This is a genomic window from Curtobacterium sp. MR_MD2014 (genome assembly GCF_000772085.1).
GTDB lineage: Bacteria > Actinomycetota > Actinomycetes > Actinomycetales > Microbacteriaceae > Curtobacterium.
On record NZ_CP009755.1, the window covers coordinates 3,375,193 to 3,388,456 of the forward strand.

General features: G+C 73.7%; 13 protein-coding genes. 10 read left to right on the plus strand and 3 right to left on the minus strand.

The window, feature by feature from the left end:
• Window positions 1-107: 107 nt before the first annotated feature.
• From NI26_RS15680 to NI26_RS15695, 4 genes are all read left to right on the plus strand, one after another.
• Window positions 108-689 (plus strand): PadR family transcriptional regulator, encoded by a 582-nt coding sequence (locus NI26_RS15680; RefSeq protein WP_066657365.1) that lies wholly within the window; start codon window positions 108-110, stop codon window positions 687-689.
• Window positions 686-1,420, plus strand: coding sequence for an ABC transporter ATP-binding protein (locus NI26_RS15685; RefSeq protein WP_066657369.1), 735 nt, complete (start codon window positions 686-688; stop codon window positions 1,418-1,420). The genes NI26_RS15680 and NI26_RS15685 overlap by 4 nt, the downstream gene beginning before the upstream one ends.
• Entirely contained in the window at window positions 1,417-4,197 is a 2,781-nt protein-coding gene (locus NI26_RS15690) for an FtsX-like permease family protein (RefSeq protein WP_066657386.1), read from the plus strand. The genes NI26_RS15685 and NI26_RS15690 overlap by 4 nt, the downstream gene beginning before the upstream one ends.
• 100 nt (window positions 4,198-4,297) lie before the next feature.
• The gene (locus NI26_RS15695) at window positions 4,298-5,062 is read left to right on the plus strand and encodes an SGNH/GDSL hydrolase family protein (RefSeq protein ID WP_066657389.1); all 765 of its coding nucleotides are present in this window, start codon (window positions 4,298-4,300) and stop codon (window positions 5,060-5,062) included.
• A gap of 86 nt (window positions 5,063-5,148) precedes the next feature.
• On the opposite strand, the gene NI26_RS15700 is transcribed toward NI26_RS15695, so the two are convergent.
• A complete protein-coding gene (locus tag NI26_RS15700) occupies window positions 5,149-5,814 on the minus strand; it encodes an SDR family NAD(P)-dependent oxidoreductase (protein ID WP_066657394.1) in 666 nt (221 codons plus the stop codon).
• A 131-nt stretch (window positions 5,815-5,945) separates the two neighbouring features.
• On the opposite strand from NI26_RS15700, the gene NI26_RS15705 reads away from it, so the two are divergent.
• The 4 genes from NI26_RS15705 (at window position 5,946) to NI26_RS15720 (ending at window position 9,507) form a co-directional block, all read left to right on the plus strand.
• The gene (locus NI26_RS15705; protein ID WP_066657396.1) at window positions 5,946-7,097 is read left to right on the plus strand and encodes a PQQ-dependent sugar dehydrogenase; all 1,152 of its coding nucleotides are present in this window, start codon (window positions 5,946-5,948) and stop codon (window positions 7,095-7,097) included.
• A 75-nt stretch (window positions 7,098-7,172) separates the two neighbouring features.
• Window positions 7,173-8,078, plus strand: a complete 906-nt coding sequence (locus tag NI26_RS15710; protein ID WP_066657399.1) for a helix-turn-helix transcriptional regulator — start codon at window positions 7,173-7,175, stop codon at window positions 8,076-8,078.
• On the plus strand, window positions 8,075-8,302 hold the full coding sequence (locus tag NI26_RS15715; protein WP_066657403.1) for a hypothetical protein: 228 nt from the start codon (window positions 8,075-8,077) through the stop codon (window positions 8,300-8,302). The genes NI26_RS15710 and NI26_RS15715 overlap by 4 nt, the downstream gene beginning before the upstream one ends.
• 23 nt (window positions 8,303-8,325) lie before the next feature.
• Window positions 8,326-9,507 carry an MFS transporter gene (locus tag NI26_RS15720; RefSeq protein ID WP_066657406.1) on the plus strand — a complete coding sequence of 394 codons (1,182 nt, stop codon included), beginning with the start codon at window positions 8,326-8,328 and terminating at the stop codon, window positions 9,505-9,507.
• Between the two features lie 9 nt (window positions 9,508-9,516).
• Here NI26_RS15720 and NI26_RS15725 read toward each other — a convergent pair whose 3' ends face one another.
• Together NI26_RS15725 and NI26_RS15730 are read right to left on the minus strand one after the other, a co-directional pair.
• Complete coding sequence (locus NI26_RS15725) at window positions 9,517-10,488, minus strand: NAD-dependent epimerase/dehydratase family protein (RefSeq protein ID WP_066657409.1); 972 nt, start codon at window positions 10,486-10,488, stop codon at window positions 9,517-9,519.
• A gap of 144 nt (window positions 10,489-10,632) precedes the next feature.
• Window positions 10,633-11,118 carry a DUF4126 family protein gene (locus tag NI26_RS15730; RefSeq protein ID WP_066657411.1) on the minus strand — a complete coding sequence of 162 codons (486 nt, stop codon included), beginning with the start codon at window positions 11,116-11,118 and terminating at the stop codon, window positions 10,633-10,635.
• 98 nt (window positions 11,119-11,216) lie between these two features.
• Here NI26_RS15730 and NI26_RS15735 point away from each other — a divergent pair, with 98 nt between their 5' ends.
• A complete protein-coding gene (locus tag NI26_RS15735) occupies window positions 11,217-11,858 on the plus strand; it encodes an SDR family oxidoreductase (protein WP_066657413.1) in 642 nt (213 codons plus the stop codon).
• Between the two features lie 154 nt (window positions 11,859-12,012).
• Window positions 12,013-13,257, plus strand: a complete 1,245-nt coding sequence (locus NI26_RS15740; protein ID WP_066657415.1) for a DUF2254 domain-containing protein — start codon at window positions 12,013-12,015, stop codon at window positions 13,255-13,257.
• Window positions 13,258-13,264 lie beyond the last annotated feature (7 nt).

Consider the following 13,264-nt stretch of genomic DNA (forward strand, 5'->3'; position numbering starts at 1 on the left):
TCCCGTCACGTCTCGTGACCACTTCGTGACCCGCCCGGGCTTGTCGGGGGCTACCCGGTATGTGCATACTCGGTATGTCCAAGACGGACCGAGACGGGGGAGTCACGATGAGCGTCAAGATGGGCATACTCGCGCTGCTGGTGGGAGGACCCGGGTACGGGTACCAGCTCCGGGGGGAGTTCGAGCACCGCACCGGGGGGAGCTGGCCGCTCAACATCGGCCAGGTCTACACGACGCTCGACCGTCTCGAACGGGACGGACTCGTGGCCCGCGGCGACGCCGACGACGACGGACACGTCGTCTACACGGCGACCGACGCGGGCCGCGAGGAGGTCGCACGCTGGTTCAGCGAGCCGGTACCCGTGAAGCGCGGTCGCGACGAGCTCGCGATCAAGTTCGCGCTCGCCGTCACGGTCCCCGGCATCGACGTCCCTCGACTGGTGCAGGTGCAGCGCGCCTCGGCGATGCGTGCACTGCAGGACCTGACGCGGCTGAAGCGCTCCGCCGACCCGGCGGAGGACCTGGCGTGGTCCCTCGTCCTCGAGTCGATGGTCTTCCAGGCCGAGGCCGAGGTCCGGTGGCTCGACCACGTGGAGAGCTCCGTCGCGCGGTACATGCCGCCGGCGGCACATGTACCGAAGGCACCGGTCGAGCCCATCGCCGACACGGCACGCGAGGGCGTCCGATGAGCGCCGCCGACACCGAGGCGCTCCTCGCCCTGGATGCTGTCAGCGTCCAGTACGGCTTCGGTGAAAGGTCCGTAACCGCACTGGCGGGTGTCGACCTGACGATCCGACGAGGAGAGATGGTCGCCGTGATGGGGACCTCCGGGTCCGGCAAGTCGACCCTCCTCGCCTGTGCCGGAACGCTGCTGCCGCCCACCAGCGGCGAGGTGCGCATCGGCGGCGAGTGGGTCTCCGACCGCCCGGCGCGGGAGCTCGCGGCGCTGCGTCGACGCCTCGTGGGGTTCGTGTTCCAGGACTTCAACCTCATCCCGTCCCTCACGGCGGTCGAGAACGTCGCCCTCCCGCTCGAGCTCGACGGGTGGAAGGCGAGCAAGGCCCGCCGCGCAGCCAAACTCGCGCTCGAGAACGTCGAACTCGGTGACCGGGCCGACGCCTTCCCCGACGACCTGTCCGGCGGGCAGCAGCAACGCGTCGCCATCGCCCGTGGCGTCGTCGGTGACCGGCGACTGGTGCTGGCGGACGAGCCGACCGGTGCGCTCGACTCGCAGACCGGCGAGGTGGTGCTCCGGATGCTCCGTCGGCACGTCGACAACGGAGCGGGCGCCCTGCTCGTGACGCACGACGCACGGCACGCCGCCTGGGCGGACCGGGTCGTCTTCCTGCGCGACGGACGGGTCGTCGACGAGACGGTCTACGCCGGCGTCGAGTCGCTCGTCGGCCGAGCAGCCTCGTGAGGCTCTGGCCGGCGCTCCGACTCGGTCGCCGCCTGGCCTTCGCGAAGATCGGCCGCGCGGTGCTGATCGTGTCGCTCATCGGCATCCCCACCGCGGGGTTCGCGGCGGCGGCCGTGGTCATCCAGTCCACACTGCCCACCGTGCAGGAGCAACTCCGGTACGACCTCGGCCACGCAGCCGCCCAGATGCGCCTGTCCGGCCCGGACCTGCCCGGGATGCGGCAGGACCCCCTGCAGTGGCAGCTGACCGACTCGGCGCGGGACAGCCCGGTGACGAGGGCGGACGAGGACTCCCCCTGGGCCGACCTGCTCGACCACGTGCCGGCGGGAGCCGAGGCGATCCCGGTCCGGACCACGCAGGTCGTCGTCGCCGGCCCGGGGGTCCCCGTCGCCGTCGCCGCGGACGAGGGAGCGACGTGGTCGCCCGCCCTCGACGGGCACTGGCGCGTGCTGTCCGGCCGTGCACCGACCTCCCCCGACCAGGCGATGCTGACCCCCGCGACGCTGGAGCGCCTCCACCTGTCCGTCGGCGACACCCTGACGGTGACCGATCCGGTCCGCGAGCGGTTCACCGTCACGGGCACCATGCGCGACGCCGCCTCCGGCCCGGGTGCCCAGGGGGTGTTCCTGCCGCCCGGGTCCCTGCCGGCCGAGCTCCCGTACTCCGTGCAGCGGGGTGGGTCGGACACGACCGTGTTCCTGCCCGAGGTCGCCCCGACGTGGTCGGAGATCCGCGCGCTCAACGCGCACGGGATCGTCGTCGAGTCCCGTCCGGTCGTGCTCGACCCGCCGGCGGACCGACTCGAGGGCGTCCCGACCGAGATGACCGTGAACGCGTACCTCGGTGCCCTGGCGCTGGTCGGGGTGTTCGCCGCCTTCGAGGTCGCACTGCTCGCCGGTGCCGCGTTCCTGGTCGGCACCCGGGCGGACACCCGCACGTACGCGATCGTCACGAGCCTCGGCGGTGAGCGCGGCTTCGTGCGGGCGGTCGTCGCCGGCTCCGGGCTGGTGCTCGGTCTCGTCGGCGCCGTGCTCGGGACGGCCCTGGGCACCGGGATCGGTGTGCTGGCGTTCCACCTGCTCGACGACGGCAACGTCGGGACCTGGCCGGGGCTGCACGTGCCGGCACTCGCCCTCGTCACGATCGCGGCGGTCGCCGTCGTCGCCGGGCTCGTGGCGGCCCTGGTCGCGGCACGTGCAGCGACCAGGATCGACGTCCTCGCGGCCCTCCGCGGGTCCCTGCGCCCCGCTGCACCCCGTCCCCGGGCGGAACGGCGGCGGCGGACCTGGGTCCCCGTGCTGGTCGTCAGCGGGACGGCGATGACACTGGCGTGCGGCGTCGGCGTGCTCCTGCTCAACGACCGACCCGTGCAGCAGGACCGGTGGGCCGTGCTCGCCGGGGTCGGGGTCGCGCTCGGGCCGTGCCTGGTGCAGCTCGGTGTGGCCCTCGCGTCGCCGTGGGTCCTGGCCGGCGTCGCACGGCTCTCGTCGCGCCTCGGTCTGTCCGCCCGGATCGCCGCGCGGGACGCTCGACGCAACCCGGTCCGCACGGTCCCGGTGCTCGCGAGCGTGATGAGCGTCGTGTTCGTCGCCTCGGTCGTGATCACGTGGAGCGCCTCGGAGCACGCCCGCTTCGTCCGGGGGTACGAGTACACGACCGCCGTCGGGGTCGCGACCGCGAACGTCTCGCTGACCGACCGCGACGGGTACAGCGACGGGTACGACGCCGCGGTCACCGACCGGGCCGCGCACGTGCTCTCCGGAGCGTTGGACGGCGTCCGGCTGCACGTGCTCGCCGTGAACCGCGAGGACGCCGGCAAGGAGCCGACCACGATCACCACGCCGCACGACTTCGTGCAGCGGGACTGCCAGACGTACGACACGACCGGTTGCGCGGGCTTCCTGCAGAGCGTCGGGAGCGGCGAGCCGCACATCGCGGCGGGGACGGTCGACGACTACGCCCTGCTCTCCGGGCACCGTCCGTCCGCCGAGGTCCGACGGGCGCTCGAGGACGGCGAGGCCGTGTCGCTCTGGCCCGAGTACGTCCGCGACGGAGCGGTCCGCATCGACACCTTCCGGAACCGCACGATCGACGACACCGCGCAGCTCGAGGACACCCGCCCCGATGCCTCGACGACGATCCCGGCCGTCGTCGACGTGCAGACGCCACGGATCAAGGTCGGGGTCTTCATGACCCGGGACACGGCAGCGGCCCACGGGGTCCCGCTGGTCGACGGCCTGCTCGCCATGCACCTGCCGCAGGACCTGACCCCGTCGCAGTACGACGCGCTGTCGTCCGCGTGGCAGAGCGGTGGCGGCGCTGACCGGGAACGGTGGGGTGGTCCGGGCTTCGCCTACGAGCGCGGTCCGGTCGACGACCAGGCCGCCGTGCAGGCCCTCGTCCTCGCACTGGCCGCCGCCGTCACGATCGGCGCCACCGCCGTCGCGGTCGGGCTCGCCCGCTCCGACGGACGCCGGGACGACGAGGTGCTCGACGCGATCGGGGCGGAACCGGTGCTGCGGCGCCGGGTGTCGGCGTGGCAGGCGGCGATCCTCACCACGGTCGGCGCGGTCGTCGGCACGCTGCTGGGGTTGCTGCCGATCCGGGCGCTCACCCTGCGGTTCGACGGCGGCCCGACGGGGACCACGCACCTGCCGTTCGTGGCGGACTGGCCGGTGCTGGCGCTGCTCGCCCTCGGCCTCCCGCTCGTCGTGACGGCGGGCACCTGGGCGACCGCCGGACGCAGCTCCCTCCCGGTGGTGCGCCGTGCCCCGTGAGCCCGAACCTGAGAACGGCCGCGAGGACCCTCAGCGACGCTGCGCGTTCCCCAGGTCTGGGGCCTGGTCCCGGCGGGCGATCCGGAGGATACCTGTACCCGTGACCCGCACCACCCGTCTCGCCGTCGTCGCGAGCATCGTCTCCGCAGCCTGCCTCGTCGGGGCCGGCGTCTTCGTCGTCGCCGCACCCCACACGGCGAGCGCCGAGGACCGCCCCGTCGCCGCAGCCGCCGACACCCGCGTCGAACGCGGCACCACGGACCTCGCTCGTCCGAGCACGCCGGACCAGGTGGTCTCCGGAGCGCTCAGCACCCCCGCGCTGCCGGACGCCGTGCCGTTCGCGTACGCCGGCGACTCGATCACCGCCCGACCCGATTCGTGGCTGCACCAGCTGGAGTCCGACGACCGGCTGCGCGCCGTCGGTGGCTACGCGCACAGCGGGTACCGTGCCGACCAGGTCCTCGCGGAGATCGGTCCGGTCCCGCAGGCGCGCGTGCTCGTGGTCGAGGTCGGTACGAACGACGTCAACCAGGCCGTCCCGCTCGACCGGACGATCGCCGGTGTGGACGCGATCGTCCGCAAGGTCGGTGCGGCGCGGGTCCTCGTCGTCGCCGGTCCGCCGTCCGACTGGACGTGGAGCCGGTGGGGTGCCGACCGTCGCTCGGGTCAGATCGTCCTGACCGATGCGCTGCACGCGGATGCCGACGCCCACGGGTGGGCGTTCGTCGACCCGTTCCGCTCGCTCCGGGCGGCCGACGGGGCGTACGTGGCGGGGACGACGCCGGACGGGATCCACCCGACGGCCGAGGCGAACCGCTCGGTCGCCGCGGCGATGGCCGACGCGATCGAGCGCACCGCGCGCTGACGCTGCCGGCTCGGGCGTAACGAAGCACCGTGCGACGGACGGGAGGCCCGTGGCGATCCCGCCACGAGCCCGGCGTCCGTCGTCGCTCACTCCGGCAGCGGCTCGGCGTGGGTCCGGAAGTCCCCGCGCTCGGTGTGGATGCTCCAGAGCCGCTCGGCGACCGCAGCCGACGAGTGGTCGTCCTGTCCGTCGTCGATGCCGAACGGGATGATCAGCTGACCGACGTGCACGTGCTCGTCGGCCACCGCGTCGTGGAGGAGCTGCGCGTAGGCGCTCTCGCCCGCGAACGCGACCGACGTGCCCGTCACCCGGGCGCCGGGTCGGACCGCGCTGCCGCCGTTGACGAAGAGGATCGTGCCCGTCCCGATCGCCCGCATGCCCGGGAGCACCTGGCGCACGGCGTTCACCGAGCCGTAGACCGAGAACTCGATCGGGCCGACCAGGTCCTCGGCGGTGGTCTCGAGCACCGGGCGCATGTACTCCTTCGCGGGCAGCGGGCTGTACTGCAGCACCTCGATCGGGCCGAGCTGTTCGGTGGCGGCCTCGAGCGCGGCGCGGAGCGAGTCCCCGTCGCGGACGTTCGCGGCGAAGCCCTGCGCGCGGTACCCCGACGACCGGAGCTCGGCGGCGAGCGCGTCGAGCCGGTCCTGGTTGCGGGAGATCAGGGCGACGTCGAAGCCCTCGCGGCCGAAGCGGTCCGCGACGGCGAGCCCGAGGCCCTTGCCGGCGCCGACGATGGCGATGGTGGTCATGCGGTGGTCCTTCCGTGGGTGTGGCGCCGACGGTAGGCCGCCCCGCGCAGCGGTGAGGGGTTCCGCCGGGAACCCCCAGCCGTTTCCCGACGGGGCCGTGTGGACTCGGGGCACGACCCGGGAGGATCACCGTGGACACCACCCGCACACGCCGCAGCCGCCGCACCTGGTCCGCCCTCGGGTTGGCCGCCGTGGCAGCCCTCGGCCTGGCCGCCTGTTCGGACGACCGCGCGACGACCGGTCCGGGCGACCCCGCCGGGCAGGGCAGCACCGCGAGCCCGCCCGCCGACCTCGCTGCCGGCCAGCTGGCGCCGGACGGCCGGACCACGGACGTCGTCTCGGGCCTCGAGGCGCCGTGGTCGGTGGTCCCCGTCGGCGACGACGGCGACGCGTTCGTCAGCGAGCGGGACTCGGCGCGCGTGCTCGAACTCCGGGCGGACGGGTCGACGCGGGAGGTCGGGACCGTCGACGGGGTCCGGCACGGCGGCGAGGGCGGACTCCTCGGCCTCGCCCTGCACGACGGAGACCTGTTCGTCTACTCGACCGCCGACGACGGCAACCGGATCCAGCGGTACGACCTGACCGGGGACACCGGCTCGTACCGGCTCGGTGCGGCGACGACGGTGATCGACGGGCTGCCCGCGAACACCTTCCACGACGGCGGGCGCATCGCGTTCGGCCCCGACGACATGCTCTACGCGAGCGTCGGCGACGCGGGGCAGCGGTCCGAGGCGCAGGACCGCGGCTCCCTGGCGGGCAAGATCCTGCGGCTGACCCCGGACGGCCAGGTACCCGACGACAACCCGTTCGACGGTTCGCCCGTGTGGTCGCTCGGGCACCGGAACGTGCAGGGCATGGGTTGGGCCGAGGACGGCACGATGTTCGCCGCGGAGTTCGGGGAGGACCGCTGGGACGAGCTCAACGTCATCGAGCCAGGGGGGAACCACGGGTGGCCCGAGGTCGAGGGCACCGGCGGCGAGGACCGCGGGTTCGTCGACCCGGTGCAGCAGTGGTCGACGGACGAGGCCTCGCCGAGCGGGCTGACCGTGATCGGCGAGACCGTGTTCGTCGCGAACCTCAAGGGGGAGTCCGTCCGCGCCGTCCCGGTCTCCGACCCGTCGAGCTCGACGGTGTACTTCCAGGGCGAGCACGGGCGCATCCGCACGGTGCTGCCCGGCCCCGACGACACCCTCTGGTTCGTGACGAACAACACCGACGGCCGCGGCGACCCACGCGACGGCGACGACCGGATCCTGTCCGTGCCGCTCACCAACGTGCGCTGACGGGAGACACCGTGCGCTGACGGGGGTTCCGGCAGCACCTCGTTGCGGATCCCGCACGGCCGTACCGTGGGGCGCATGGATCACCGTGACGAAGCCCGCGACTTCCTGTCCAGCCGTCGCGCACGCATCAGCCCGGAGCAGGTCGGCCTCCTGACTTCCGGCACCCGTCGGCGCGTCCCCGGACTGCGGCGCGAGGAGGTCTCCCGCCTGGCCGGCGTGAGCATCGACTACTACACGCGGCTGGAGCGCGGGAACCTGCAGGGCGTCTCCGACAGCGTGCTGGACGCCGTCGCCACGGCGCTGCAGCTCGACGCCGCCGAGCACGAGCACCTGCGCGACCTCGCCCGGCACCAGAACACCAGCCCCCGCCGGGCGGCCCGGTCCGTCCCGGTCGCCGCCGTGCGCCCGGAGCTGCAGTACCTGCTCGACGTCGTGACCGAGGCGCCCGCCATGATCGTGAACAACCGGCAGGACATCGTCGCCGCGAACACGCTGGGGTGGGCGTTGCACGCCGAGATCGTCACGGGCGACCGACCGATGAACTTCGCGCGGTACATCTTCCTCGACTCCAGGGCGCGCGACTTCTACCGTGACTGGGACCGCGCGGCGCACACGAACGTCGCGATCCTCCGGCGCGAGGCCGGTCGGGCCCCCGGAGACCGGGAGCTCGCGGCGCTCATCGGTGAGCTGGCGATGCGCAGCGAGGACTTCCGGGAACTCTGGGCGTCCCACGACGTGCGGCGGCACTACGCCGGCGTGAAGTCCTTCGACCACGGCGTGGTCGGACCGATCGAGCTGCACTTCCAGTCGTTGGAACTCACCGAGGACCCCGGCCTGTCGCTGACGATCTACCCAACGACCCCGGGCAGCGCGACCGCCGACGCGCTGCGGGTACTCGCGTCGTGGGCCGCAACGGAGCGGATCGCCGAGCGTGCCACAGGTCCGACGACGGCCGACGCGACGGGACAGGAGCTCGCGTGACCGACACCTCCGCCGTCGCCACACCACTGTCCGGGCGACCGGGGCCGTGGGCACGCCTGCGCTTCCGGTGGCAGGCCGAGCAGGAGGTCCACGAGCTCACCCGCGACCGGGAACACGAGCGACGGGTCCTCGCCGAGGCGGCCGTCCGCCTGCAGCCCGGCCCGTGGGCCGTCGGCCTGCTCCTCCGCCGTGATGCGGACACCGACCAGGGCACGTCCCGGTGAGCAGAGAGCAGGCTCCGGCGACCATGACCCGCGGCCGCACGCTGCTCTTCGCCGTCGCGGGCGGTGCGGCGGTGGGCAACCTGTACTGGGCGCAACCGCTGCTCGACGACATCGCCGCCGACCTCGGCACCTCGCCCGCGTCCGCGGGGTTCCTCGTCACGCTGACGCAGGTCGGCTACGCCCTCGGGATCCTGCTGCTCGTGCCGCTCGGCGACGTGGTCGACCGTCGTCGGCTGGTGCCGGGCGTGCTCGCAGCCTCCGCCGTGGCCCTGCTCGCGGCCGCACTCGCCCCGGGGTTCAGCGCCCTGCTCGTCGCACTCGCGCTGGTCGGCGCCACGACGGTCGCCGGACAGCTCCTCATCCCGCTCGCGGGCGACCTGGCCGACCCGGCGTCACGTGGTCGGGTGGTCGGGACGATCGCGTCCGGCGTGCTCACCGGCATCCTGCTGTCCCGGACCGTCAGCGGCGTGATCGCAGAGGTCGCCGGGTGGCGGAGCGTGTACGTCCTGGCCGCGGTGGTCGCGGTCGTGCTGGCGTTCCTGCTCGCGCGGGCGGTCCCGCGCCTGCCACGGCGCGAGCGGGTGCGGTACCCGCAGCTCATCGCGTCGGTGGTCGGAGTCGTCCGGGCACACCTGGCGGTCCGCGTGACGCTGGTCGTCAGCGCGTCGGTGTTCGCCGTGTTCACGATGTTCTGGACGGCGCTGACGTTCCTGCTCAGCAGCGCACCCTTCGGGTACTCGACCACCGCGATCGGCGCCGTCGGTCTGGTCGGGCTCGCCGGGGCGGTGGCGGCGCAGCGCGTCGGGCGGCTGCACGACCGCGGCTGGTCGGTCCCGGTCACCGGTGCCGCGCTCGTGCTGGTGCTCGTCTCGCTGGTGGTCGCGGGGCTGGGGGCGCGGTCGATCGTGGTCGTGCTCGTCGCGGTGCTGCTGCTCGACGTCGGGGTGCAGGCCACGAACGTGCTGAACCAGACACGGCTGTTCGCGATCGACCCCGCGGCTCGCAGCCGGTTGAACACGGCGTTCGTCACCGGGAACTTCGCCGGCGGCGCGGTCGGGTCGGCGATCGCCGGCGTGCTCTGGAACGCCGGCGGGTGGACCGCCGTGACGGTCGGCGCTGCCGTGCTGGTCGGCTTCGCGACGACGGTCTGGGCGGTGCACCGACGCGGGGCACTCGCGCTCCCGGGGCGCACCGCGTCGAGCTGACGGTCGGGATCAGGGCCGGAACGACTCCGGCACGTCGAGGTCGCCGTGCTCCGCCTGCCACCGCAGCGCATCGCGCACCGTCGCCGACGCCGTGTACGCCGGTGCGTACCCGAGGACCCGCCGCGGCTTCTCGGTGCTGAACACCTGGCTGCGGGACAGGTGCTCCCAGCTCGCGTCGGCGTGCTCCGGAGCCGTGGTCTGCCGGAACTGGTCCCAGTCGACGGACTCGAGCCGTGCCTCCCGGCCGGCCCACGACGCGACCAGGTGGGCGTACCCGCGCACCGTGAGCGCCGTCGGGGCGGTCGCGAAGAAGTCCTGCCCGGCGGCGGCGTCCCGCTGCTCGACCGCGAGCTGGAACAGCTGCGCGACGTCGTCGGCGTGCACGTGGGCCATCGACTCCGCGCCGAGGCCCGGGACCTCGACGACCTCGCCCGCGGCGAGCCGTTCGACCACCGTGGGGTCGAGGTTGCCGAGCGGACCGATCGGCATCCAGCCCGGACCGCTGATGTGCCCGGGGTGGATCGACGTCGTGACGACCCCGCCGTCGGCGGTCTCCTGCAGGAGCATCCGGGCGATGGCGTCCTTCTGCGTGCCGTACTCGCCGAAGGGCGGCGTGGCGGTCTCCTCGGTGATCGGCAGGACGTGCGAGACGCCGGCGCGCCAGATCGACCCGCAGTGGACCAGGTGGGTCCGGCTGCCGCGGAGCGCCCGGACGAGCTGCTCGGCCGACCCGAGCGTGAAGCAGACGAGGTCGACCACGGCGTCGGCGCCGAGAGCGGCGATCCGGTCGCCGAACGTGCCGTCCCGGTCCTCCTGCTCGCGGTCGGCGGTGATCCGCTCGACCTGCTCCCACTCGGGAGCCTCCGCGTACGGGCTGCTGGTGCCGCGCGTCACGACCCTGACGCGGTGCCCGGCGCGCACGAGGCGGGGGACCAGGAAGGTGCCGATGTGGCCGGTGGCTCCGATGACGACGATGTCCATGCGGGCCACGCTAGGCGCGCGTCCCCGTGTGCGGCAGGCCCTGCCGGTGCTCCCCGGCGGACGGGACGGCGACGGACCGGACACCGGACGGACGGGAGGCGCGTGGCGGGTCCGCCACGTGCCTCCCGTCCGGTGTCGGTCCGGTCAGGACCCGCTGACCACCTTGACGGAGCCGGCGATGACCGCCGCGTCCTCGGCGAGCGCGCCGACCGGGTCGGGCAGGCCGGAGCTGCTGAGGAGCTTGCGGGCGGCCCACCCGGCGAAGCTGCCGACGATCGCGCCGACGCCTCCGAGGATCGCGCCCTCGAGTCGGAGGTCCCGCCGACCGGTCGTCCCGAGCGCCGCACCCGCGAACGCACCGGCACCGATGCGGCCGACCAGGCCGAGCGGCGAGATGCGGGCGGGGGCCTTCGGGGACTTGTCGCCGACGAGCTCGCCGATGGCGGACGCGACGAGCAGGCCGCGGCCGAGCGGCGAGCTGAAGGCCTTCCACTGCTGCCAGTCGCCCTTGACGGCCTTGTTGTCGTGGTTCAGCGCGAGGACGGCCAGCGGGGTGCTGCTCCGTCCACCGCTGAGGAACCCGAGTGCCAGAGTGCGGACCAGGGTGTGCTGCTCGTCGTGCTTGCTCATCGGTTCTCCCGTCGTGTCGCACCGGACGGTACTCGCCGGGCGCTGGGGGACGGACCCGCTCCCGCCGCTTCCGAGCCGCACCGCGTACCGTCCGGGCCATGAGCAACGTCATCCTGTTCGGCGGCCACGGCAAGGTCGCGCTCCTCGCCACCCGGATCCTCACCGAGCGCGGACACCGCGTGACCTCCGTGATCCGCGACCCCGACCAGCAGGACGAGGTGCGCGCCCACGGCGGCGAGCCCCGGGTCGCCGACGTGCAGGAGCAGTCGCTCACCGACTTCGCCGACCTGGTCCGCGGGCACGACGCCGTCGTCTGGTCGGCCGGTGCCGGCGGCGGTTCCGCGGACCGCACCTGGGCGATCGACCGCGACGCCGCCGTCCTGTCCGTGCAGGGCGCCGCGCAGGCCGGGGTCGACCGCTACGTGATGGTCTCGTGGTCCGGGTCGAAGCTCGACCACGGGATCCCCCAGGACCAGGACTTCTTCGCGTACGCGCAGTCCAAGATGATCGCCGACGCCGTGCTCCGGGACTCCGGGCTGCAGTGGACGGTCGTCGCGCCGAGCACCCTGACCGACGACGAGCCGACCGGCTCGGTCGACTGGGACGGCTCGGCGTCGCAGGTCCCGCGCGGTGACGTGGCCCACGTGGTCGCGGACGTGCTCGAGGACCCGTCGACGGCCGGTCGGACCATCCGCTTCAACGGCGGCGACACGGCGATCGCCGACTTCCTCCGGGGCTGACCGCGTGGCGGACGCCCCCCGGTCGCTCACACTGGAGATCGGGGACCACGAGCTGGTCATCGGGCTCGTGCGGCGCGTCCACCTCCGACGGATCGGGGGCCCCGTCACCGAAACGTCGCGAGACTTCTGACCACCGGGACGAACGGACCAGTCCATGCACGCTCTCCTCGTCCGCATCCGGGAGTCCTTCTGGTTCCTGCCGGCCGTGCTCGGTGTGGTGGCGATCGTCGCCGCGCAGCTGCTCGTCACCCTCGACCGCGAGGTCCTCGACGGGCGGGTCCCCGCGGTGCCGTTCCTCGACGCGCTGAGCGCCGGGGGCGGTCGGTCGATCCTGACGACGATCGGCACGGCGATGCTCACGGTCGCCGGGACGTCGTTCTCGATCACGATCTCGGTCCTCGCCACCACGTCCTCGACGTACGGCCCGCGGCTCGTGCGGAACTTCACGGCCGACCGGGCGAACCAGCTCGTGCTCGCGGCGTTCACGTCGACGTTCCTCTACGCGATGGTCGTGCTGCGGACGGTGCACACCGACGTCGACGACGGCGACCCGTTCGTCCCCGTCGTCGCGATCCACGTCGCGGTCCTGCTCGCCGTGCTCGACGTGGGCGTGCTCGTCTTCTTCATCCACCACATCGCGTCGAGCACGCAGATCACGTCGCTGCAGCGGCAGGTGCAGACCGACCTGCGTGCAGCGGTCGACGAGGCCTACCGGGACGGCGACGACGATCGACGGACGATCGCCCCCGTCGTCGTGCCCGAGGACGGGTGGTCCGCGGTCCGGGCTGCGGCCGACGGCTACGTGCAGTCGGTGGAGTGGCGGGCCCTGACGGCCTGGGCGGGCCGCAACGACCGTCTGGTCGACGTCGTCGCGACCCCGGGCCGGTACGTGATCCAGGGCGACGTCGTCGTCCGCGTCCGCGCGGACGGGGGCAGCAGGCCGACGGTCGACACCGCCACCGCTCGGACGCTGCGCGCCGCGGTGGTCCTCGGCACCGCCAGGACGCCCGTGCAGGACGTCGAGTTCGCCCTGCAGCAGCTGGTCGAGATCGCCGTCCGCGGGCTCGCTTCCGGATCGAACGACCCGTACACCGCGGTCAGCGCCCTGGACATGGCGACGCCCGTCCTGGTGCCGCTCTGGCGGGACCGGGCGGCCGTCACGGCACTGCTCGGACCGGACGGAGCGCCGCGGGTCCTGCAGCACTGGCCGGCACCGGAGGACCTCGTGGCGGGCCTCTTCGCGACCGTCGGCCACTACGGCGCCGGGCAGCCGCTCGTCGAGCGTGCCGCCGACCGGCTGGCCGGTCGGCTCGAGCAGCAGGCGTCCCAGCGGCGGCGCGGACTCGTCGCGACGATGCGTGCGCGGACCGTCGACCCCGGCCAGGACAGCCCCGCCTGAACGGTTC

Bases quoted from the DNA above. Each gene is read 5' to 3' on its own strand.
- NI26_RS15680 (WP_066657365.1), top strand. From the start codon at position 108: ATGAGCGTCAAGATGGGCATACTCGCGCTGCTGGTGGGAGGACCCGGG.
- NI26_RS15685 (WP_066657369.1), top strand. From the start codon at position 686: ATGAGCGCCGCCGACACCGAGGCGCTCCTCGCCCTGGATGCTGTCAGC.
- NI26_RS15700 (WP_066657394.1), bottom strand. From the start codon at position 5,814: ATGACCACCATCGCCATCGTCGGCGCCGGCAAGGGCCTCGGGCTCGCC.
- NI26_RS15710 (WP_066657399.1), top strand. From the start codon at position 7,173: ATGGATCACCGTGACGAAGCCCGCGACTTCCTGTCCAGCCGTCGCGCA.
- NI26_RS15720 (WP_066657406.1), top strand. From the start codon at position 8,326: ATGACCCGCGGCCGCACGCTGCTCTTCGCCGTCGCGGGCGGTGCGGCG.
- NI26_RS15725 (WP_066657409.1), bottom strand. From the start codon at position 10,488: ATGGACATCGTCGTCATCGGAGCCACCGGCCACATCGGCACCTTCCTG.
- NI26_RS15730 (WP_066657411.1), bottom strand. From the start codon at position 11,118: ATGAGCAAGCACGACGAGCAGCACACCCTGGTCCGCACTCTGGCACTC.
- NI26_RS15735 (WP_066657413.1), top strand. From the start codon at position 11,217: ATGAGCAACGTCATCCTGTTCGGCGGCCACGGCAAGGTCGCGCTCCTC.
- NI26_RS15740 (WP_066657415.1), top strand. From the start codon at position 12,013: ATGCACGCTCTCCTCGTCCGCATCCGGGAGTCCTTCTGGTTCCTGCCG.